The 20,900-nt window shown below is 72.1% G+C and carries 13 protein-coding genes, 4 tRNA genes, 1 other RNA gene and 1 pseudogene; 8 read left to right on the plus strand and 11 right to left on the minus strand.

Features of this window, described 5'->3' with window-relative positions; genetic code table 11:
• Both Sdi02f_RS19510 and Sdi02f_RS19515 read right to left on the minus strand, forming a co-directional pair.
• The gene (locus Sdi02f_RS19510; RefSeq protein WP_030405196.1) at positions 1-1,134 is read right to left on the minus strand and encodes a glutathione-independent formaldehyde dehydrogenase; all 1,134 of its coding nucleotides are present in this window, start codon (positions 1,132-1,134) and stop codon (positions 1-3) included.
• 187 nt (positions 1,135-1,321) lie between these two features.
• Entirely contained in the window at positions 1,322-2,155 is an 834-nt protein-coding gene (locus tag Sdi02f_RS19515; RefSeq protein WP_174843376.1) for an MIP/aquaporin family protein, read from the minus strand.
• A gap of 1,639 nt (positions 2,156-3,794) precedes the next feature.
• Between Sdi02f_RS19515 and Sdi02f_RS19530 the strand changes: the two genes are divergently transcribed.
• Both Sdi02f_RS19530 and Sdi02f_RS19535 read left to right on the plus strand, forming a co-directional pair.
• Positions 3,795-5,327 (plus strand): ATP-binding SpoIIE family protein phosphatase, encoded by a 1,533-nt coding sequence (locus Sdi02f_RS19530; protein WP_078869711.1) that lies wholly within the window; start codon positions 3,795-3,797, stop codon positions 5,325-5,327.
• A 160-nt stretch (positions 5,328-5,487) separates the two neighbouring features.
• Positions 5,488-6,750, plus strand: coding sequence for a competence protein CoiA family protein (locus Sdi02f_RS19535; RefSeq protein WP_234328515.1), 1,263 nt, complete (start codon positions 5,488-5,490; stop codon positions 6,748-6,750).
• A gap of 89 nt (positions 6,751-6,839) precedes the next feature.
• Here Sdi02f_RS19535 and Sdi02f_RS19540 read toward each other — a convergent pair.
• Positions 6,840-6,927, minus strand: a tRNA-Ser gene (locus Sdi02f_RS19540).
• Positions 6,928-7,001: 74 nt separating this feature from the next.
• Between Sdi02f_RS19540 and ffs the strand changes: the two genes are divergently transcribed.
• The 6 genes and pseudogenes from ffs to Sdi02f_RS19570 all read left to right on the plus strand — a co-directional run bounded on the left by ffs (position 7,002) and on the right by Sdi02f_RS19570 (position 15,910).
• Positions 7,002-7,096: signal recognition particle sRNA small type (gene ffs / locus Sdi02f_RS19545), an RNA gene on the plus strand.
• 46 nt (positions 7,097-7,142) lie between these two features.
• Positions 7,143-9,476 carry a DNA polymerase III subunit gamma and tau gene (locus tag Sdi02f_RS19550; RefSeq protein ID WP_108933733.1) on the plus strand — a complete coding sequence of 778 codons (2,334 nt, stop codon included), beginning with the start codon at positions 7,143-7,145 and terminating at the stop codon, positions 9,474-9,476.
• A 103-nt stretch (positions 9,477-9,579) separates the two neighbouring features.
• Positions 9,580-10,830, plus strand: coding sequence for a phosphoribosylamine--glycine ligase (purD, locus tag Sdi02f_RS19555; protein WP_108933734.1), 1,251 nt, complete (start codon positions 9,580-9,582; stop codon positions 10,828-10,830).
• 372 nt (positions 10,831-11,202) lie between these two features.
• A pseudogene (locus Sdi02f_RS19560) lies at positions 11,203-13,229 on the plus strand (hypothetical protein).
• Between the two features lie 192 nt (positions 13,230-13,421).
• Positions 13,422-14,891 (plus strand): N,N-dimethylformamidase beta subunit family domain-containing protein, encoded by a 1,470-nt coding sequence (locus tag Sdi02f_RS19565; RefSeq protein ID WP_030404891.1) that lies wholly within the window; start codon positions 13,422-13,424, stop codon positions 14,889-14,891.
• Between the two features lie 119 nt (positions 14,892-15,010).
• Complete coding sequence (locus Sdi02f_RS19570) at positions 15,011-15,910, plus strand: phosphoribosylaminoimidazolesuccinocarboxamide synthase (protein WP_108933735.1); 900 nt, start codon at positions 15,011-15,013, stop codon at positions 15,908-15,910.
• A 51-nt stretch (positions 15,911-15,961) separates the two neighbouring features.
• Here the strand turns inward: Sdi02f_RS19570 and Sdi02f_RS19575 are convergent.
• The 8 genes from Sdi02f_RS19575 to Sdi02f_RS19610 all read right to left on the minus strand — a co-directional run bounded on the left by Sdi02f_RS19575 (position 15,962) and on the right by Sdi02f_RS19610 (position 20,739).
• A tRNA-Gly gene (locus Sdi02f_RS19575) sits at positions 15,962-16,037 on the minus strand.
• A 37-nt stretch (positions 16,038-16,074) separates the two neighbouring features.
• A complete protein-coding gene (locus tag Sdi02f_RS19580; protein WP_030404889.1) occupies positions 16,075-16,683 on the minus strand; it encodes a response regulator transcription factor in 609 nt (202 codons plus the stop codon).
• Positions 16,680-17,975 (minus strand): sensor histidine kinase, encoded by a 1,296-nt coding sequence (locus Sdi02f_RS19585; RefSeq protein ID WP_108933736.1) that lies wholly within the window; start codon positions 17,973-17,975, stop codon positions 16,680-16,682. Before Sdi02f_RS19585 ends, Sdi02f_RS19580 begins: the two co-directional genes overlap by 4 nt.
• A 60-nt stretch (positions 17,976-18,035) precedes the next feature.
• A complete protein-coding gene (locus Sdi02f_RS19590) occupies positions 18,036-18,851 on the minus strand; it encodes an ABC transporter permease (protein WP_108933737.1) in 816 nt (271 codons plus the stop codon).
• Entirely contained in the window at positions 18,848-19,888 is a 1,041-nt protein-coding gene (locus Sdi02f_RS19595) for an ABC transporter ATP-binding protein (RefSeq protein ID WP_108933738.1), read from the minus strand. The genes Sdi02f_RS19590 and Sdi02f_RS19595 overlap by 4 nt, the downstream gene beginning before the upstream one ends.
• 144 nt (positions 19,889-20,032) lie before the next feature.
• Positions 20,033-20,105: transfer RNA gene (locus Sdi02f_RS19600), tRNA-Gly, on the minus strand.
• Positions 20,106-20,186: 81 nt separating this feature from the next.
• Positions 20,187-20,258 (minus strand) — tRNA-Gly (locus Sdi02f_RS19605).
• Between the two features lie 163 nt (positions 20,259-20,421).
• Positions 20,422-20,739 (minus strand): histone-like nucleoid-structuring protein Lsr2, encoded by a 318-nt coding sequence (locus Sdi02f_RS19610; protein ID WP_030404885.1) that lies wholly within the window; start codon positions 20,737-20,739, stop codon positions 20,422-20,424.
• Between the last annotated feature and the right edge of the window lie 161 nt (positions 20,740-20,900).

Consider the following 20,900-nt stretch of genomic DNA (forward strand, 5'->3'; position numbering starts at 1 on the left):
CTAGGGATGCAGGATCACCTTGGTGTAGCCCTCGACCCGCTTGTCGAACTTGTCGTAGCCCGACGGCGCCTGGTCCAGCGGCAGTTCGTGGGAGACGACGAAGCTGGGCCGGGCCCGGCCCTCGATGATCAGGTCCCGCAGCTGGCGGTTGTACCGCTTGACGTTGCACTGGCCCGTCCCGACCCGCAGCCCCTTCTCGAAGAGCCGGCCGATCGCGACGAGGAGCATGCCCTGCTTGGCCTGCTCGTCCGGGCCGCCCGGGTCGGACGGGACGTAGAGTCCGGGAACACCGAGCGCCCCGGTGGGCCTGACCGTGTTGACCAGTGAGTTCAGCACGGTCGCCGGTTCCTCCTCGCCGGTCTTGCCCGCCGTCGCCTGGTAGCCGACGGCGTCCACGCCCTTGTCGGTGCCCGCGCCGCCGGTCTGCTCCTTGATCTGCTCGACCGGGTCGCCCGCGGAGAAGTCGACGGGCACCGCGCCGATCTCCTCGGCCTTGCGCAGCCGCTCCGGGACGCGGTCGACGACGAACACCTTCTTGGCCCCGCGCAGCAGCGCCGAGTAGGCGGCCATGAGCCCGACGGGTCCGGCGCCGTACACCGCGACGCTCTCCCCGGGACGCACATCGGCCAGTTCGCAGCCGTGGTAGCCGGTGGGGAAGATGTCGGCGAGCAGGATGAAGTCGGTCTCGTGGGCGTCGCCCTCGGGCAGCTTCAGGCAGTTGAAGTCGGCGTACGGGACGCGCAGGTACTCGGCCTGGCCGCCCTGCCAGGGACCCATGGCCACGTAGCCGTACGCGCCGCCCGCGAAGCCGGGATTGACGGTCGTGCAGTACCCCGTGTAGCCCGCGGCGCAGTTGGTGCAGAAGCCGCACGCGACGTTGAAGGGCATGACCACGCGGTCGCCCTCCTTCAGCCCGGTGACGCCCTCACCGACCTGGTCGACGATCCCCATGTTCTCGTGGCCGAAGACGATGCCCGGCTCCGCGGCGGTACGACCCTCGTACATGTGGAGGTCGGACCCGCAGATCGCGGTGGAGGTGACGCGCACGACCACGTCGTTCGGGTGCCGGACGTCCGGCTTCTCCACGTCTTCGACCGCCACAGAGAACGGCCCCTTGTAGACGACAGCCTTCATGGTCGCGACCTCCGTTCGCGCGCCGATGTCCCCCTACCCACCTCTCATGGTTCTCCGGTCGGCGGGAGGGGGCAAATCGTCCTTCCAGGGACGATCGGGATGATCGGGACGGTCGGGATGGTTGGCGCGCGTGGCCGAAGGGGCCGGGGAGATGCCGGACGGGCGCCGGCGGCCTCCTAGGGCACTCCTAGGGCTCCTCGGTGGCCGGCCCCTCCTCGCGCTCGCTCAGCCTGGCCTTGATCACCGGGCTGATGAGCAGGTCGTACACGAGCACGCCGACGACCCCGCCGATGAGCGGGCCGACGATGGGGATCCACCAGTAGCCGCTGAACCACTGGAAGGTGCCCGGCAGGGCGATGTCCCCCCAGCCCTCGAAGAAGGTGAACAGGCGGGGACCGAAGTCGCGGGCCGGATTGATCGCGTACCCGGCGTTGGTGCCGAAGGCGAGGCCGATCGCGACGACGACGAGCCCGATGAGGTACGGGTGGAGATTGGACATCGGAGCCGTGTTGCGGGTGTCGATCAGCGCGCAGATCAGCAACAGCAGGATGCCGGTGCCCACGATCTGGTCGAGCAGCGGGCCCCACCAGGAGTTCCCGAAGTACTCGGCGGGGAACGTGGCGAAGATCGAGTACGTGCTCAGCGACGTCTTCCGTGTCTCGCCCGCCTTGGCGATGGAGGCGTCGATGGCCCACCGGTAGCAGGCGTACACGAGCGCGGCGGCGACGAAGGCCCCCACGACCTGTGCGAGCCAGTAGGGCAGGACCTTCCGCCACGGGAAGTCCCGCCGCACCGCGAAGCCCAGGGTCACCGCGGGGTTGAGATGCGCCCCGCTGATGCCGCCGGCCACGTAGACGCCGAACACGACGGCGAGGCCCCAGCCCCACGAGATGATGAGCCAGTTGGCGGCGCCGAAGGCCACGGCCTGGCGGCCCGAGCCCGGCAGTCCGGCGACCGCGACGGCCACCGAACCGACGCCGAACAAGATCAGGACGAACGTCCCCAGGAACTCGGCGCACATCTCACCGCCGAGGCCTTTTCGATAACCGCGTCGATGCACCACGCGCTCGGCCACCGGCCCTCCTTCGCTGGAACGGAACACACCAATCCGTTCCATACCCGCAAAAATCGTCGACCGGGTGTCCGACCCGAAGAGTGCACCGATTGGCGCCCGGGACTTCGCCTGGACGGAGCAACGCCGGACCCGCGCGGCCGGAGGGCCGGCCGCCTCCCGGCGCGGATGCGGGCGCGGGGGCGCGAGACGAAGAACACGGAGCCACGCACCGGGCGCCGCGCCGTCTCCTCCCCGGGCCCGCCGACCGCTGGGATGCAACGACGAAGGGCCCCCTGTTTCCAGGGGGCCCGGCGCCCCGGCTCGGGCCAGGAGGTCGAGGCCCAGGTGCGAGGCACGGACAAGGACGCCGTGGAGGCGGCCTTCGCCGAGGCGCGTGCACAGGCTGTGGACCGCGCTCAGAACCCAGGAAAGTACGGGGACACCGACGAGTGGTAGATGCCCTTGTGACACGTTCCTCGGGTTGAAGGTCGGCACAAGCGTGGGGGAGCGGGCGACACCGGTCGGCTGCTCCCCCACCTCACTTGAGCATCAGGAAGAGACCGACCAAGGATGCTCCGAGGGTCATGGCCCCGGCGAAGGCGATGCCCCCTCGACTGATAGCGGCGGGCACCGTGAGCCCCTCCCAACGCGCGAGGGCCACTGCTGCGCCACCTACTCCCATCGCCAGAAGGGTAATCACCAGCAAGGTGACGAGGAGCAGTCCAGCTTGTGTGAGGTGCACGGGGAAGTCTCCAAGTTCGGTACGTGTAGGTGCATTCACGGTCGATGCGCCTCCACGATCCACCTGCGCGGTGGCTGGTGATACCGCTTGGATGTTGTTCTGCTGACAATGGAGGGTTGTCGCGGAACAACACGGGGAGTGACGGTGGGGGAGAGGAAGAAGCGTCCGGGGCGTCCCTGGGCGCCGCCCAAAGGAGCCAGCGCCGAAGCCAATGCGCTGGTGCTGATGATTCGATCGTGGATCGATGAGGCGGGTCTGAGCGTTCGAGACGTCCACAATCGCTTGACCCGGGAACACTTCGCGGCCGGGAGAGTCCCAGATCTCCGCCGTCTGCGCATCCAATTGTCGGGTGAAGACCTCACGTGGGATGTCGTGGAGGCCGTGGCAGATGTGTGCTTCCCTAACGAGCCGGGCCAGCAGGCGCTGGGTCGTGTACGCGACGCCAAGGCCCTCTGGGACAAGGCACAGAACGCTCCGACCCTGGTCGGCATCGATGGTCAGGTGGTCGTTTCGCCGCGCGAGCTCATCAAGGAGAAGGAACGTACGATCGAGGTCTACAGAGACCTTGTGCGTGCGCGCCAGGCATACGAGACGAGTGAGCAGGGGCGTCAGCAGGCACTCCGGATCGCCTCGATGCTCTTCCTTGTCCTCGGCCAGGCACAGGCCAAGGTCGCAGAGTTGTCGCGACGTATCGACGCACTCACCGGGGACAGTGTGCACTCACGGGACCCGATGCGTTCGCTGCAGCCGCTGCTTGAACGCGCTCGCGATCAAGAGGCGCGCCTGAGCGCCCAGCTTGAGCGCGCGGTAAGGCAGCGCGACGAAGCCCAGCGCATCGCCGACCTCGCTGCCCGGCGCGTGCAGATGTTGGAGGCGTATCTGCTGGACATCGGCCAACAGCCGCTGGACAGCGATGCTGGAGACCTGCCCGCAATCCCCGCTGACGCCATCGCTCACGAAGTACCAGGTGAGAACAGCGCTCTTGACCAAATCGACGAGATCCTGACGCGGACCGACGATGCGCTGAACCGTGAACAGGAGGCTGTGCGGGACGCCGCAGATGAACTGGGTGTCACCTCAGAGCGGCCCGATTCCTCCGGAGCACGCGTCGTCCCTGGAAGCGTGGTCCCCCATCCCAGAGCGCCCGCACAAGACTCTAACCCCGAGTTGTTCCGAACAACCCTGAACAACTCTCACCGGCCGGGCGGGGATGCTGGAGGACTTGATTCCTCTTCAGACGAGATCGTTGCTCTGCTGCGCGAGAGGCTCGCTCTCGCCGAGAAGGATCGACACAAGACGGCCGTTAGCCTCCAGCAGTCCCTGCTCCCGCAGGAGCTGGAGCAGCCCGATGACCTGCGGATCGCCGCCACCTATCAGCCCGGAGACTCTGATGCTGGGGTTGGCGGCGACTGGTACGACGTCATCACCCTCGGCGCCAGCCGCACCGCTTTTGTCATTGGCGACGTGATGGGGCGCGGCGTGCGCGCCGCCGCCGTCATGGGCCAGCTGCGCACCGCCGTCCGAGCCTACGCCAGGCTCGACCTGCCCCCGCACGAAGTGCTCCAGTTGCTCGACGGCCTCGCCGCCGAGATTGCAGCAAGCCAGATCGCCACCTGCGTCTACGCGGTCCACGATCCCAACGAGGGCAAGCTGCTCTACGCCTCTGCCGGCCACCTCCCGATCCTCGTACGGGACAAGGACGGCACCATCCGCCGAGCCGAGGACCTGACCGGCCCGCCCCTCGGTACCGGCGGTTGGCTGCACACCTCCGGCAGCATCGCCCTGCCGCCCGGTTCCACTGCCGTCCTCTACACCGACGGCCTTGTCGAACGCCGTGGTAAGGACATCGACGAAGGCGTGGCTGTACTGGAGCGCGCGCTCGCTGGCGCCCAGGGCACTCCTGCCGACGTCTGCGCCACGCTCCTGGGTGCTCTGGACGTCGACGCATATCTCGATGACGACATCGCCGTAATGGCCCTCCAGCATCCGACCCGCACCGGCGCCGACGCCGAGCTCTTCGGCAAGGCGACGCTGGAACTCGTCGGCGGCACGGAAACCGCCCCACGCGCCAGGGCATTCACAAGGGACACGCTCACCTCCTGGCGCCTCCCGGTTGAGACGTGTGACCTTGGCATGCTGGCCGCGAGTGAGTTGGTGTCGAATGCTCTCCAACATGGCACTCCACCCATGGAGCTCCGTCTGCGCCGTACCCACCGTCGGCTGATCATCGAGGTCGCGGACGGGGGCGACTATCTGCCGCGCCGACGGCAAGCTGGACCAGCCGACGAAGCCGGTCGTGGTATCTCGGTCGTTGCCGCGATTGCCTCGTCCTGGGGGTCCCGTCGCAGCCTAGGCGGGGGCAAGGCTGTCTGGTGCGAGCTGCCGTTGGGGTCCTAGGACACGCCACCGCTGCGAGCACAGATCTTCCGGATTTCGCCGATAGGACCATCCGCGCTACGTCGACGTTCAGAGACTGTGCTCGAACCACCTTTCTGAATAGCGGTGTTGGGCCCCATGTGCACTGTTGAGTGTCAGTGGTCGTTCCTATGGTGGAGGGATGGCTAATGGGGTGTGGCACACCGGATATGGCATAGAGATCAATCTGTCCCTGCCCGACCTCGGTCACCCGGACCGTCCCGATCTGCTCCAGGAGATCACCTCCAAGGTCTCTGAGCGCGACCCGCAGCTCCTCGAATGCCTTGCGCACCACGACAAGCGCGAGTGTCTCTCGGAGTCGGGCGGCAAGTCGCCCTGGATGTTCATCCGCCGAGGGCGCGTGGGCGGTCGGCGACCGCTCGTCGCCTCGCACCTGCCGATCACGCACAAGGCGACGCCGACGGAGAGTGCCCAGCACAAGGCCACCAAGGAGCGGATCGTCGAGACCGCCGGGCGGTACGGCCTGGACGCCGAGGCCGAGGTTCCCATCGGCAACCGGCGCAGTGTCTCGGACGCCGTCGTCGTCGGGCCCGGCGGCATACGGATCGGCTGGGAGATCCAGTACCACCACCTCAGCCCCAGCAGCGTGCACCGGCGCTCGGTCAACGCGGTGGAGCATGGCATCACCCCGCTTTGGGTGGCGAAGGACCGGACGGCTTCCCTGATCGACAGGGCTCCCTGGGCGCGCGTCGACGACATGCCGTGGAAGGACATCGCCGACGGCAAGGAGATGGTGATCCGCGGCGGGTACCGGCACCTCGAAGTCTGGAAGTGCGTACCGAGCAGCGAGCGCCACTGCCTCATCAGCGAGGGCGCCGGTCACTGTGGCGCAATTCATGCGGACTGGTTCGTGCCCGCTCTGTGCCTCCCGAAGCGGAAGCCCGTCCACATCGAGGACCTGGTCCTTCAGAGCGCGACGGGCGACAGCGTCCCGGTCTACGTGCCCAACCGAGGAAGCGGCCGCGCCGGTCGGCACATGTGGGTCTCGGCCGACGACCGCGCGCTGTGGCAGGAGCTCATCGGTGAGAAGACTCCTCTCCCGACGGCCCCGGCCGAGGACGAGGATGACGTGGTCACCTTCGCCGAGCAGGAGATCGACCGCGCCTGCCGAGCCGGAGAGGAGGGCTGGTTCGTCAGCGACGGCCGGCCCGTCCGTGATCTCGACCAGCCGACTGGCGGCTTCACGCTTGCCCGCATGCCGGTCCAGCGCTCCCGCGACCCGATGCGGATCACCACCGTGGAACGCGCCGCCGCTTCCGCCGCGCTGGGATGCCCGCCGTGGGAGCTCGGGCTGTGTGCCGGCTGCGGCCAGCTGATGCGGCGCTACGGGCGGAACGCGGCCATGTACTGCAACGTCTGCCGGGCCGTCCTCAACGGGCGGTAGACGGGAACTGCAACCAAAACTGCGCCACGCACGTCGAAGGGCCCCACCGCGAACGGTGGGGCCCTTCGACATCGTGCCCGGTGAGGCACTGGCGGAGGATACGAGATTCGAACTCGTGAGGGGTTGCCCCCAACACGCTTTCCAAGCGTGCGCCCTAGGCCTCTAGGCGAATCCTCCGCCGAGAACATTACATGACGCCGGGGAGTGCTTGCGAACTCGTTCCGGGGGCCCCACATCGGGTAACGTGTGGCCCAGCCCCTCACGCGGCGCTATCTGACTGAACTCCCCCAGGGCCGGAAGGCAGCAAGGGTAGGTCGGCTCTGGCGGGTGCGTGGGGGGCGTCTCCTTTGCGGGCGGTCCGGTTGTCGGTGGGCGCCTATAACCTCGTATGCGTGTCGTCTCTCGCGCTCTACCGCCGTTACCGCCCGGAGTCCTTCGCCGAGGTCATCGGGCAGGGGCATGTCACCGACCCGCTGCAGCAGGCGCTGCGGAACAACCGGGTCAATCACGCGTACCTGTTCAGCGGTCCGCGCGGCTGCGGCAAGACGACCAGCGCCCGGATCCTGGCCCGCTGCCTGAACTGCGAGCAGGGTCCGACGCCGACGCCGTGCGGCGAGTGCCAGTCCTGCCGCGACCTCGCGCGCAACGGTCCGGGCTCCATCGACGTCATCGAGATCGACGCCGCCTCGCACGGAGGTGTGGACGACGCCCGTGACCTGCGTGAGAAGGCCTTCTTCGGACCCGCCTCCAGCCGATACAAGATCTACATCATCGACGAGGCCCACATGGTCTCCCCGCAGGGCTTCAACGCCCTGCTGAAGGTCGTCGAGGAGCCCCCGGAGCACCTCAAGTTCATCTTCGCGACCACCGAGCCCGAGAAGGTCATCGGGACCATCCGGTCGCGCACCCACCACTACCCGTTCCGGCTCGTGCCGCCCGGCACCCTGCGCGACTACCTCGCCGACGTGTGCGGCAGGGAGGGGATCGCGGTCGAGGACGGCGTGCTGCCGCTGGTCGTACGGGCCGGTGCGGGGTCCGTGCGCGACTCCATGTCCGTCATGGACCAGCTGCTCGCGGGCGCCGGTGCCGACGGTGTGACGTACGACATGACCACCGCCCTGCTCGGTTACACGGACGGTTCCCTGCTCGACTCCGTCGTCGAGGCGTTCGTCTCGGGGGACGGCTCCGCCGCCTTCGGGGTCGTGGACCGGGTGATCGAGGGGGGCAACGACCCGCGGCGCTTCGTCACCGACCTGCTGGAGCGCCTGCGGGACCTGGTGATCCTCGCCGCCGTGCCCGATGCCGCGGAGAAGGGGCTCATCGACGCCCCCGCCGACGTCGTCGAGCGGATGCAGGCCCAGGCGCGGTCCTTCGGCGCCGCCGAGCTGAGCCGTGCCGCCGACATCGTCAACGAGGGGCTCACCGAGATGCGCGGCGCCCACTCGCCGCGCCTCCAGCTGGAGCTGATCTGCGCGCGCGTGCTGCTGCCGGCCGCGTACGGCGACGAGCGGTCCGTCATGGCGCGGCTGGACCGTATCGAGCGCGGGGTGCAGTTCTCGGCCGGCGCGGGCGCGCCCGCCATGGGGTACGTGCCCGGGCCCGAGGCGCATGCCGCCCCGGGTGGCGCGGCGCCCGCCGGGGCTCCGCTGCCGCCGGGCGGCGGTCCCGCGGCGGCCCGTGCGGCGGTACGGGGGCAGGGCGCCGGGGCGCCGGGGGGCGGCCCGGGCGGAGGTGCGTCCTCCGGTGGCGGTGCCAGTGCCGGTGGTGGAGGGGTGGCCGACTCGGGTGGTCCTTCTGCCGGGGGCGGGCAGCCGCAGGCCGCGCCTTCTCCGGCCGCCGCCGGTCCTGCGGCGGCCTCTGCGCCCGCCTCCGCCCCTGCGCCTGCCTCCGCCCCGGCTCCGGCCTCGGCTCCGGCCCCCGCCCCCGGTGCCTGGCCGACCGCGTCTCCCGCGGGGGGCGGGCGCCGCCCCGGCGGGTGGCCCACGGCGGCCCCGGCGGGCGGCGGACAGTCCCGCCCGGCGACCGCTCCCGGCCCCGCCGCGCATCCGGCCCCGGCCCCGGCACCGGCTCCCGAGGCGGCCGCTCCCGCGCCTGCCTCTCCGCCGCCGGGCGCTCCCGGGATCGACCCCCGTTCGATCTGGCCCAACATCCTGGAGGCGGTCAAGAACCGCCGCCGGTTCACCTGGATCCTGCTCAGCCAGAACGCTCAGGTCACCGGCTTCGACGGCACCTCCCTCCAGCTCGGCTTCGTCAATGCCGGCGCCCGGGACAACTTCGTCAGCAGCGGCAGCGAGGACGTGCTGCGGCAGGCCCTGGCCGAGCAGTTCAACGTGCAGTGGAAGATCGACGCGGTCGTCGACCCCTCCGGCGGCTCGGCGCCCCCCTCCGGCGGCGGCCCGTCCGGCGGCTACGGCGGCGGGGGCGGTGGCTACGGCGGAGGTGGAGGCGGAGGCGGCTTCGGCGGCGGGGGCGCGCCCGCACCGCGGCCGTCCGCCCCCGCGTCCCCGCCCGCCGCGCCCCCTACGGCGTCCGCTCCGTCCCCGGCGTCCGCACCGGCCCCCGCCCCCGCGCCCCGGCCCTCGGCACCCGAGCCGCCCTCGGTGTCCCCCGAGGACGACATCCCCGAGGACGACGACCCGGACCTCGACGAGTCCGCGCTGTCCGGCAAGGAGCTGCTGGTCCGCGAGCTGGGCGCCACGGTGGTCGAGGAGATCGCCAACGAGTAGCCCCGCCGGGCACCGTGACTGGAGGAAGCCACAAGCGACCGGGCCCCGTCCCTTCGGAAGCCCGCACAAACCGCGCCGCCGCCTTCCCATTAGGCTTCACCCCGTGAAGGTCCTTGTCATCGGCGGCGGCGCCCGCGAACACGCCCTGTGCCGTTCCCTGTCCCTCGACCCCGACGTCACCGCGCTGCACTGCGCACCCGGCAACGCCGGTATCGCCGAGGTCGCCGAACTGCACCAGGTCGACGCCCTCGACGGCGCGGCCGTCACCGCGCTCGCCACCCGGCTCGGTGCCGATCTGGTCGTCGTAGGACCCGAGGCGCCGCTGGTCGCCGGGGTCGCCGACGCCGTGCGCGAGGCGGGCATCCCGGTCTTCGGGCCCTCGGGCGAGGCGGCGCGGCTGGAGGGCTCCAAGGCCTTCGCCAAGGACGTGATGGCCGGCGCGGGTGTGCCCACGGCCCGTTCCTACGTCTGCACCACGCCCGACGAGGTCGACGCGGCCCTCGCCGCCTTCGGCGCGCCCTACGTCGTCAAGGACGACGGGCTGGCCGCGGGCAAGGGCGTCGTCGTCACCGACGACCTCGAGACGGCCCGCGCGCACGCCAACGCCTGCGACCGCGTCGTCGTCGAGGAGTTCCTGGACGGCCCCGAGGTCTCCCTCTTCGCCGTCACCGACGGCGAGAACGTGCGCCCGCTCCAGCCCGCCCAGGACTTCAAGCGCGCCCTCGACGGCGACGAGGGCCCCAACACCGGCGGCATGGGCGCCTACTCGCCGCTGCCCTGGGCCGACCCGAAGCTGGTCGACGAGGTCGTGCAGAGCGTGCTCCAGCCGACCGTCGACGAGATGCGCCGGCGCGGCACCCCGTTCTCCGGACTCCTCTACGCCGGGCTCGCGATCACCTCGCGCGGGGTGCGCGTGATCGAGTTCAACGCCCGGTTCGGCGACCCCGAGACCCAGGTCGTGCTCGCCCGCCTGAAGACGCCGCTCGCCGGTCTCCTGATGGCCGCCGCCACCGGCAACCTCGCCGACCTCGAGCCCCTGCGCTGGAGCGACGAGGCAGCCGTCACCGTGGTCGTCGCCTCGCACAACTACCCCGGCACCCCGCGCACCGGCGACCCGATCACCGGTCTCGACGAGGTTGCCGCCGAGGACGCCCCGCACGCCTACGTCCTGCACGCCGGCACCCGCGCCGAGGGCGGAGCCGTCGTCAGCGCCGGCGGCCGCGTCCTGTCCGTCACGGCCACCGGCGCCGACCTCACCGAGGCCCGCGACCGCGCCTACCGGGCCGTCGCCCGCATCGGCCTCGACGGAGCGCAGCACCGCACCGACATCGCGGCGAAGGCGGCGGGCGCGTAACCCCCGTACGCCCGTAGCCCCCTACCCCTCGCCCCTCCGTCGTCACCGGTCACCGGACCGGCCCCGGCAGGCCCCGGCTCCCGCCCAGGAGCCGGGGCCTGACCTTTGCTGTCCGTCTCCACCTTTCCCCAAAGCCATTCCATCGGGTGACCGATGGGCCATACGGCTGACGGGCGCGGGGGCCCCAACTATGGTGCCGCGCATGCGTTCCGGCACTTGGCCCACCGGCATTGCGATGTCAGTGCCGGGTGCCACAGTGGGTGGAGTGAGCAGAACCGGAGAAGCAGAAGGAGCGGGAGGAGCGGCAGTGCAGCAGGACGGTCTCGTGCAGACAGGGCAGACAGGACAGCGATGAGGGGGTGAGGTCCGGCCGTGACCGGTACTGGTGGTGTGGAGATGGGCGCGCTCGCGGCGCGCACCAGGGCGCTGGCGGTGCTGCGGGTCCGCAGCCGCGCGCTGGCCGTGGCCCTGCTGCCCGCCGCCGCGGCCGTGATCCTCCTGGTCGGCGGGTCCACCGGGCGCCTCGTGGGCGCGGGCTGGGACGTCGTCCGCTGGATCGTGTGCGTCCTCGCGCTGCTCGTCCTGCTGGCCGCCGCCGGGGTCGCCCTGGTCGTGACCCGCTCCAGGCCCGCCGTGACCCCCACGGTCACGGTCGCCGAGGAGTCGGCGCCCGAGCTGTACCGGATGGTGCGGGACCTGGCCGACCGGCTCGACGTCCCCGCCCCCTCGGCGATAGCGCTCACCCCGGACTGCGACAGCTGGCTGGAGGACCGTCCCCCTCCGCGCCACGCACCGCCCCCCGCGGACGGGCCCGACGACGTCCTGCCCGGCCTGGGCGACGCGGCCCGCCGTCGGAGTGCCGTCGCGGCGCCCGTCCTGGTCATCGGCTCGCCGTTCCTGTGGTGGATGCGGGTGGGCGAGCTGCGCGCCGTCCTCGCCCCGTCGTCGCCGGTACGGGACCCTCGGCGCACCCCGACATAGCCGCGGCCCGGCGCTTCATACGGGGCTTGGACGCCGCGGTGGCGGTGGCCTCGGCGGGCCGGCGCGACCCGCTGTCCCGGACGGCGTGCGCGGGCCTGGGCTGGGTGTCGCGGTTCCTGCTGCGCAGCTGCCGGGGGCACGCGGCCGAGATGGAGCGCGGGGTCGCGGCCGCGGCGTCCGAGCGTGCACAGGCGGTGGACTACGGACTGCGGATCGTCGCGCAGGAGCAGGTCGGGCTCGCCTACGCGGGCTGGGACCGGTTGCTGACCCGGGTGGCGCTGCCCGCCTGGCGGATGGGCCGCTGGCCCTCGCGGCTGGACGTGGGCGTCGTCGCCGCCCTCACGGAGCTGTCCCGCCGCGACCGCCTGGCCGAGGGCTTCGCCTCCCGCCTGGGCGAGCGTCCCGCCTGTGACCTGCTGGAGGAGCCCGGGGCGATGGACGAGGCGGTCTCCCTCCTCGCCGCACGCCTCTTCCACGGAGGGCCGGCCGAGACCGGTCCGGACTGGTCGCCGGTCGGATGGGACGCCTATCCCGAAGAGGTCGTCGACCGGACCTGGCGCACGGACGCGGCCCGCCTGCACCGGGTGCTCGACACCCTGGGCGTCCGCCGCACCGCCGGGGGCGGCGCACCGGACACGGACGACCCGACCCTGGCCCGCGTCCTGGACCACCTCACGACCCCGGACCCCGGCACCCCTCCCACGGGCGAGGACCCCGACACCGCCGCCGGCCCCCGGTCCAGGAGCGGCACCCCCGCCGACGCGGACACCGGCCCGCCCGCCGGGTCGTGGGCGGCAAGCGGCACCCCCGCCCGGCCGCCCGCCCCGGACCCCGACGGCCGGTACGGCGACCGGAACGCCCGGCACCCTCAGCCCGCCGACCCCGCCGACCCCGCCGACCCCGCCGACCCCGCCGCCCCGCATCCGGCGTACGCCGACCCCGCCACCCCCCTCGACGACGAGGACGACCTCGCCGGCACCACGGCCCGGGGTGCGGCCCTCGCCGCCGGGCTCACTGCGCAGCTGGCCCGCGAGGAGGCACGGGCGCTGCCCGCCGGAGCCGGGATCGCCTCCTCCCCCTCCTCGCCCTCCTCCCCCTCCTCCGCGCCCCCGGGGCCCGACGCCGCCCTCTGGGACGACCGCGTACTCCCCCTCCTGCCGTTGCAGCCCCCGCGCACCGGACGCGAGATCCTCACCGCGCACATCACGGCGATGGTCTGCTGCGCGGCGATGGACACCGCAGGAGCCGTTCCCGGCCTCGACTGGCTCGACGGGCCGTCGCTCCTGCTCGACGGCGCCCGTACCGCGGACCTGGAGCCCAGCGTGCTCAGCCTCGTCGAGACGGGCGACCCGGGCCCGCTGCGCGCCTGGATGACCGAGCTCGGCATACGCCCGGAGAAGCCGGTGCGTCTGGTCTGACGCCCGCGCCGTCCCCCGGCCCCGCGCACCGACGGACCCGAGCGAAGCGGACGCTCCCATTCCACTTTCGGCCACTTCGCGACGAACCGTGACAGCCCGCGTGCGAAATGTGATGTGCTGGGACCGATCGCGCACATGGCAAAGGCGTTCGTCATACGCACGACCACGGGGGACGAGGGAGGGGACTGTCCCATGGGGCCCGAGCAGATCCGCCGCTGGGAGTCGGGAGCACTCGCGCACGCCGTGACGGACCCCTTCGGACAGGGTCCGGTGCCGTGGCTGCGCGGCGGCGAGACGTACTTCGGCGACACCGGCCAGGTGGTCCCGTGGTACGCCGACCAGGACCGTTCCGGCACCGGCGGCGGCACCGGCGGAGGACCCCGCGCCGCCGACGACGTCGGCCGCCAGATCAAGGGCTTCACCGCGACGGGAGCCGTCGCCCCCGGCGAGGCCATCGACTTCCACGTCACCGTCGACCCGCCGCAGGAGTTCGGCGTCGACATCTACCGGATCGGCCACTACGGCGGTGACGGCGCCGCCAAGATCACCACCAGCCCCCGCCTGTCCGGCATCGTCCAGCCCGCGCCGCTCACCGCCGACCGCACGGTCTCCTGCCACCACTGGTGGCAGTCCTGGCGGCTGCAGATCCCCTCGTACTGGAGCATCGGCGCGTACGTGGCCGTCCTGACCACCGCCGACGGCTACCGCTCCCACGTGCCCTTCACGGTCCGCGACAACCACCCGGCCGACCTGCTCCTCCTCCTGCCGGACGTCACCTGGCAGGCGTACAACCTCTACCCGGAGGACGGCCGCACCGGCGCCAGCCTTTACCACGCCTGGGACGAGGAGGGCCGGCTCCTCGGCGAGGCGGACGCCGCGACGACCGTCTCCTTCGACCGCCCGTACGCCGGCGCGGGTCTGCCCCTCCACGTGGGCCACGCCTACGACTTCATCCGTTTCGCCGAGCGCTACGGCTACGACGTCGCCTACGCCGACGCCCGCGACCTGCACTCCGGCCGCGTCGACCCGGCCCGCTACCGGGGCCTGGTCTTCCCCGGCCACGACGAGTACTGGTCCAGCGCCATGCGCCGCACCGCGGAACTGGCCCGCGAGCAGGGGACGTCCCTGGTCTTCCTCTCCGCCAACACCATGTACTGGCAGGTGGAGCTGGCCCCTTCCCCCTCCGGCGTCCCCGACCGCCTGCTGACCTGCCGCAAGCGCAAGGGGCCCGGCCGGCCGGCGCTGTGGCGGGAGATCGACCGCCCCGAGCAGCAACTGCTCGGCATCCAGTACGCCGGCCGGGTCCCCGAACCGCACCCGATGATCGTCCGCAACGCCGGTCACTGGCTCTGGGAGGCCACCGGGGCGCACGAGGGCGACGAGATCGAGGACCTGGTGGCGGGCGAGGCCGACCGCTACTTCCCGCGCACCGCGCTCCCCGACCACGACGAGCGGGTCCTGCTAGCCCACTCCCCGTACACCGACGCCGACGGCGTCCGGCGCCACCAGGAGACGTCCCTGTACCGGGCACCGTCGGGCGCCTGGGTCTTCGCGTCCGGCACCTTCGCCTGGTCCCCGGCGCTGGACCGTCCCGGCCACGTGGACCCGCGGATCCAGCGCGCCACCGCCAACCTCCTGGACCGCATCTGCAAACGGGACTGACCCGCGCACGCCACCCCCGCACGCTCACGCCGCCCCGCACGCCCCCGTCGCCCCGCCCGTCGCCCTCCCCGCGACGTACGGGACAATCGACGTATTGTTCAGAACCACGGGGAGGAACCGTGTCCGGATTCGTTGAAAAGCCCGAGCCGCTCCAGGTTCCGGGCCTGGTGCATCTGCACACCGGCAAGGTGCGCGAGCTGTACCGGAACGAGGCGGGCGACCTCGTGATGGTCGCCAGCGACCGCATCTCCGCCTACGACTGGGTGCTGCCGACCGAGATCCCCGACAAGGGCCGGGTCCTCACCCAGCTCTCCCTGTGGTGGTTCGAGCAGCTCGCCGACCTGGTCCCGAACCACGTCCTGAGCAGCGAGCTGCCCCCCGGCGCCCCCGCCGACTGGGAGGGCCGCGCCCTGGTCTGCAAGTCGCTGCGGATGGTCCCCGTGGAGTGCGTGGCCCGCGGCTACCTCACCGGCTCGGGCCTGGCGGAGTACGACGAGTCCCGCACCGTCTGCGGCCTCGCCCTCCCCGAGGGCCTGGTCGACGGCTCGGAGCTGCCCGCCCCGATCTTCACCCCGGCCACCAAGGCCGAGGTCGGCGAGCACGACGAGAACGTCTCCTACGAGGAGGTCGCCCGCCAGGTCGGCCCGGACACGGCGGCCCGCCTGCGCCAGGCCACCCTCGCCGTCTACTCCCGCGCCCGGGACGTCGCCCGCGAGCGCGGCATCGTCCTCGCGGACACCAAGTTCGAGTTCGGCTTCGACGGGGACGACCTGGTCCTCGCCGACGAGGTCCTCACCCCGGACTCCTCCCGCTTCTGGCCGGCCGACCGGTGGCAGCCGGGCCGCGCGCAGCCGTCGTACGACAAGCAGTTCGTGCGGGACTGGCTGACCTCGGCCGAGTCCGGCTGGGACCGGCGGAGCGAGCAGCCCCCGCCGCCGCTGCCGCAGCAGGTCGTGGACGCCACCCGTGCCAAGTACGTGGAGGCGTACGAGCTGCTGACCGGCCAGGCCTGGTCGTAGCGGGTACGGACACGAAGAAGCCCCCCGGCCGGAGCCGGGGGGCTTGTCCACTGGAGCGAACGACGAGGTTCGAACTCGCGACCTCAACCTTGGCAAGGTTGCGCTCTACCAACTGAGCTACGTTCGCACGGTGCGTCGTGGGTTTCCCCGTGGCGCGAGAGCCACTATACCCAACCCCGCTCCCGTGCGAGACGCACCGCCGCGTGCCGGTTCTCCGCCCCGAGCTTGGTCGCGGCGGACGACAGGTAGTTCCGCACGGTCCCCTCGGCGAGTGCGGCGCGCTCGGCGATCTCCGCCACGGGCGCCCCGTCGGCGGCGTGCTCCAGCACCTCGGCCTCGCGCGCGGTCAGCGGCGAGTCCCCGGCGGAGATCGCGTCGGCGGCCAACTCGGGGTCGACGTACCGGTTTCCGGCGTGCACCGTGCGGATCAGCTCGGCGAGCCGCTGGGCGCTGACCGTCTTGGGGACGAACCCGCGCACCCCCGCCGCGAGCGCCCGCTTCAGGTGTCCGGGGCGCCCGTGACTGGTCACGATCAGCACCTTGCAGGCGGGCAGCTCGGCCCGCAGTGATGTGGCGACCTTCACACCGTCGGCGCCGGGCATCTGGAGATCCAGCACGGCGACGTCCGGGGCGTGCGCCCGCGCCATCGCCAGTGCCTCGGGGCCGGTGGCCGCCTCGGCGACGACGACCAGGTCGTCCTCCAGGGCCAGCAGGGCGGCCAGCGCCCCGCGGATGAGGTGCTCGTCGTCGGCGAGCAGGACGCGCACGGTCACGACGCCACCTCCAGTGCGGCCCCGGCCGCGGGGGCGGGCAGCGGCACCTCGGCCGTCAGCCGGAACACGCCCTTGCCGACGGGGCCCGCCCGCAGCGTGCCGTCCACCGCGGAGAGCCGTTCCCGCAGCCCCGCGAGCCCGGAGCCGCCGCCCGAGCCGGCCCCACCGGCCCCACCGGCCGCACCGGCCGGACTGCCGGAGCCGGCCGAGGGGCCGTCCGCCCCGGTCTCCGCCGCCCCGTCGTTCTCCACCGTCAGCACTACCCGCCCCTTCGACGTCCGCACCGTCACCGCGACCTTCTTCGCGTCCCCGTGCCGCAGCACGTTCGTGGTCGCCTCCCGTACCACCCAGCCGAGCGCCGACTGCACCTCCGCGGGCAGGCCGCTCGCCTCCCCGGTGACCTTCGCCACGATGCCGGCCGCCGACAGCACGCCGCGGGCGCCGGCCAGTTCCACCTCCAGGGCGGCCTCCCGGTAGCCGCGCACGACGTCCCGGACCTCGCGCTGCGACTCCTGGGCGATGCGCTGCACCTCGATCATCTGCTCCACCGCCTCGGGGCGGCCGCGCCGGGACAACTGGACGGCCAGCTCGCTCTTGAGGGCGATCACCGCCAGGTTGCGCCCCATCACGTCGTGCAGGTCCCGGCCGAACCGCAGCCGCTCCTCGGCGACGGCGAGCCTGCTCCGGGTCTCCTTGGCGTCGTCGAGCGCGTAGACCGCGTTGAGCAGCCAGAGGGAGAACAGCGAGGTCACCGCGAGGAACCCGCCGGTCACGAACACGAGGCCGGCCAGCACGACCGACGCGAGGACCGGCATCCCCAGGGGGAACGTCAGGAGCCCCGCGCCCACCGCGAAGGCGCCGACGACGGCGATCATGCGCCGCCGGCCGCTCACCCCGAGCGTGATGACACCGGCGCCGAAGCACAGGACCCCGCCGTAGACCGAGCCCGCCGCGGTCTCCACCTCGCCGGCCGGTCCGCGCTCCGCGATCGCGACCGCGACGACCGAGACCACGGCGCTGACCGCGCCGAGCACCCACATGAGCCGCACCGGCTGCGGCCGCCGGCCGCGCGTCCAGTCCAGGGCCCGGGACGCGACCAGCATGCAGACGGCGGCGTGCGCGGCGACCAGCAGGCACAGCACGGTGGCGAGCCCGGCGCCGGTCCGGCCGTAGGCGGTCACCCCCAGCGCGAACACCTCGATGACCGCGAAGAAGTGGAACGACCACCGCGTGTACGTCTCCACCTTCTCCGGCGTGCTCTTGAGCCGCCACCATCCGCCCGGCCTGCGCATCCGTCCGCCATTCCCGCTCGCCTCGTACGCCCCGCGCACGTCCCCGCCCGCCCTCGTACGTCAGTGCCGCGGCTCCCACCGGAACCACCGTCGTACAGCAAACACCGCGAGCACGGTCCAGGCCACCGCCGTCGCCAGGGCGCCCAGCGTCTCGGCCGCCGACAGGTCGCCGGTCCAGCCGCCGCGCACCAGGGTGATGACGGGGGTCAGCGGCAGCAGCTCGCACACGGAGGCCAGCCGGTCGGGAAGCAGGTCGAGCGGGAAGAACAGGCCCGAGCCGAGCATCGAGAGGAAGGTGAACGGCAGCGGCGTGACCTGCGCGCTCTCGCCGGTCTTGGTGAAGCTCGCGGTGGCCGCCGCGAGCGCGGCGCACATCACCAGACCCAGCAGCAGACCGACGACGGCCAGGTGCGGGGCCGGCGGCGCCGGCAGGTCGAGCAGCGCGACGCAGCCCGCCGCGAGCAGCAGCGACTGCACGAGCCCGCTGAGGACGGCCGGCAGGGCGGACCCGCCGAGGATCTCCACGTCCCGCAGCTCACCGGTGCGCAGCCGCTTGAGGACGAGTTCCTCGCGCCGGACGACGAAGACGCCGACCAGGGCCGAGTAGACGGCGAACAGCAGCGAGAAGCCGATCGCGGCGGGCAGCACGAGCGTGCCGATGGTCAGCCCGGCCTTGCCGAGGTCCATCTCCTCGGCCCCCGCCCGCACGCTGAACGGCATCACGAACGGGATGAACAGCGCGGCGAAGACGGTGCCCTTGTTCCGCCCCAGCAGGATCAGCTCGGCGCGGGCCAGGGCCGTCATGCGGCTCATCGGTGTGGTGGTCGCGGTCCCGGCGGCGCGCTCGGCGCGGGCCGGTGTGTCCGTGGCGCTCATGCCGCGTACTCCTGCTTCGTCCGGTTCCCCTGCTTCGTCTGGTTCCCCTGCTTCGTCTGGTGCCTCTGGTTCGTCCCGCCCGTGCCGGTCGTGGGGGCGGGCGCCTGCCCGGACACCTTCTTGGCGATGCTGAGGAAGGCCTCCTCCAGGGACGCCGAGCGCACGTCCAGGCGGCGCAGCTCCACCCCGGCCTGCCCGGCCCACACCAGCAGGCCGGTGGCGGCGCGCTGGAGTTCCCGGGTGCGCAGCTTGACCATCCGTCCCTCGGACTCGTGGTCGTCGACGCCCAGTTCGGCCAGCGGCGGCAGGTCGCCCACGAAGTAGCCCTCGGGCAGTTCGAAGGAGATGTGGGAGGGCTGCGCGGCGGTCACCTCGGCGGGGGTGCCGGTGGTGGCGATCCGGCCGTCGTGCATGATCGCGAGCCGGTCGGCGAGGTTCTCGGCCTCTTCCAGGTAGTGCGTGGTCAGCAGCACGGTCGTACCGCCGTCGCGCAGCGTGCTCACCAACTCCCAGGTGTCCCGGCGGCCTTCGGCGTCCAGTCCGGTGGTGGGCTCGTCGAGGAAGAGCACCTCCGGGTCGCCGAGCAGGGCGAGTGCCAGGTCCAGGCGGCGCCGCTGGCCCCCGGACAACTGCTTCACGCGGGTGCCGGCCTTGGCCTCCAGTCCGACCAGGGCCAGCACCTCGGCCGGCGGCCGGGCACCGCTCACGCACCCCGCCCACATCCGCGCCGTCTCGGCGACGGTCAGCTCGGAGGGGAAGCCGCCCTCCTGGAGCATGACCCCGGTGCGGGGGCGTACGGCGGCGCGCTCGGTGTACGGGTCGTGCCCGAGGACGCGCACCCGCCCGCCGGCCGGGGCGGCGAGCCCCTCCAGCAACTCGACCGTCGAGGTCTTCCCGGCGCCGTTGGTGCCGAGCAGGGCGAAGACCTCGCCGCGGCGCACGGAGAAGTCGACCCCGCGCACGGCCTCGAACCCGCCCCCGTACACACGCCGCAGGTCGGTGACCTCAATCACGTGTTCGTGTCCGTTGGTTTGCATGGCTCAAGCATTCCGGCGCCCGGGAGGGGACGACAGTGCGGGCCGTCATCACCGGGCATGACAAATGTCAGGGCCGGGGTGCGGGCCACCGCACCCGGACGCACGAAAAGACCCCGGTCCTGGAGGACCGGGGTCTCATTCCCGAGCGGACGACGAGGCTCGAACTCGCGACCTCAACCTTGGCAAGGTTGCGCTCTACCAACTGAGCTACGTCCGCATGTGCTCCCGACCAGCTTTCACTGATCGGTGCGAGCACCAGCCTACCTGATCCAAACGGGTCGTCGGTACGGCGGTGCAGAGCGGGTGACAGGAATTGCACACTGCGCCTTCCCCCTGGAAGGGGGATGTTCTACTACTGAACTACACCCGCGTGTTCCGTGAGCTGGGCCTTTCGGCCTCGCCCCTCGGCGTGCTCCAGACTTTAGCTGATCACCCGGGGTGCCGCGCAAGTCGGTTGCCGCGAGGGGCCGCTGAGCGCCCGTCGGCCGCCCGTGCCGGGCGGGCGGCCCGCCGTGCCGGCCGCGGCGGCGGGCTCACTGCGCCTCGGCGAAGGCCTCGTACACCCTCTTCGGGATCCGGCCCCGCGCCGGCACGTCCATCCGGTGTGCCTGGGCCCAGGCGCGGACCGCCGCCGGGTCGGGGGCGACCTCCGTCTGCCGGTAGGTCCTGCCGGAGCGGGAGCGCTTGCGGCCGGCCGAGACGTACGGCTCCAGCGCCTTGCGCAGTTTCCGGGCATTGGCTTCGTTCAGGTCGATCTCGTACATCCGGCCGTCGACTCCGAAGGCGATCGTCTCCGCCGCTTCCGAGCCGTCGATGTCGTCAAAGAGAGTGACCACGACACGCTGCGCCACGAATATCGGTCCCTTCGTGCGGCATCTCCGCGATGACGTGCCCGAACGTGCCAAGACGCCGCGATGATGCCGACTGTTCGCCTGTAATTGGGCAAAGTATCGGCTAATGACATTTCATTTGTACCGTGCCCGGCATTGCAATGGGAAGACCGACTAAATCT

The sequence above is a fragment of the Streptomyces ardesiacus genome, from assembly GCF_003112575.1.
GTDB classification, from domain to species: Bacteria; Actinomycetota; Actinomycetes; order Streptomycetales; family Streptomycetaceae; genus Streptomyces; species Streptomyces ardesiacus.

Bases quoted from the DNA above. Each gene is read 5' to 3' on its own strand.
- Sdi02f_RS19595 (WP_108933738.1), bottom strand. From the start codon at position 19,888: ATGCAAACCAACGGACACGAACACGTGATTGAGGTCACCGACCTGCGG.
- Sdi02f_RS19535 (WP_234328515.1), top strand. From the start codon at position 5,488: ATGGCTAATGGGGTGTGGCACACCGGATATGGCATAGAGATCAATCTG.
- Sdi02f_RS19565 (WP_030404891.1), top strand. From the start codon at position 13,422: ATGGGGCCCGAGCAGATCCGCCGCTGGGAGTCGGGAGCACTCGCGCAC.
- Sdi02f_RS19530 (WP_078869711.1), top strand. From the start codon at position 3,795: ATGTTGGAGGCGTATCTGCTGGACATCGGCCAACAGCCGCTGGACAGC.
- Sdi02f_RS19590 (WP_108933737.1), bottom strand. From the start codon at position 18,851: ATGAGCGCCACGGACACACCGGCCCGCGCCGAGCGCGCCGCCGGGACC.
- Sdi02f_RS19515 (WP_174843376.1), bottom strand. From the start codon at position 2,155: ATGTGCGCCGAGTTCCTGGGGACGTTCGTCCTGATCTTGTTCGGCGTC.
- Sdi02f_RS19510 (WP_030405196.1), bottom strand. From the start codon at position 1,134: ATGAAGGCTGTCGTCTACAAGGGGCCGTTCTCTGTGGCGGTCGAAGAC.
- Sdi02f_RS19585 (WP_108933736.1), bottom strand. From the start codon at position 17,975: ATGCGCAGGCCGGGCGGATGGTGGCGGCTCAAGAGCACGCCGGAGAAG.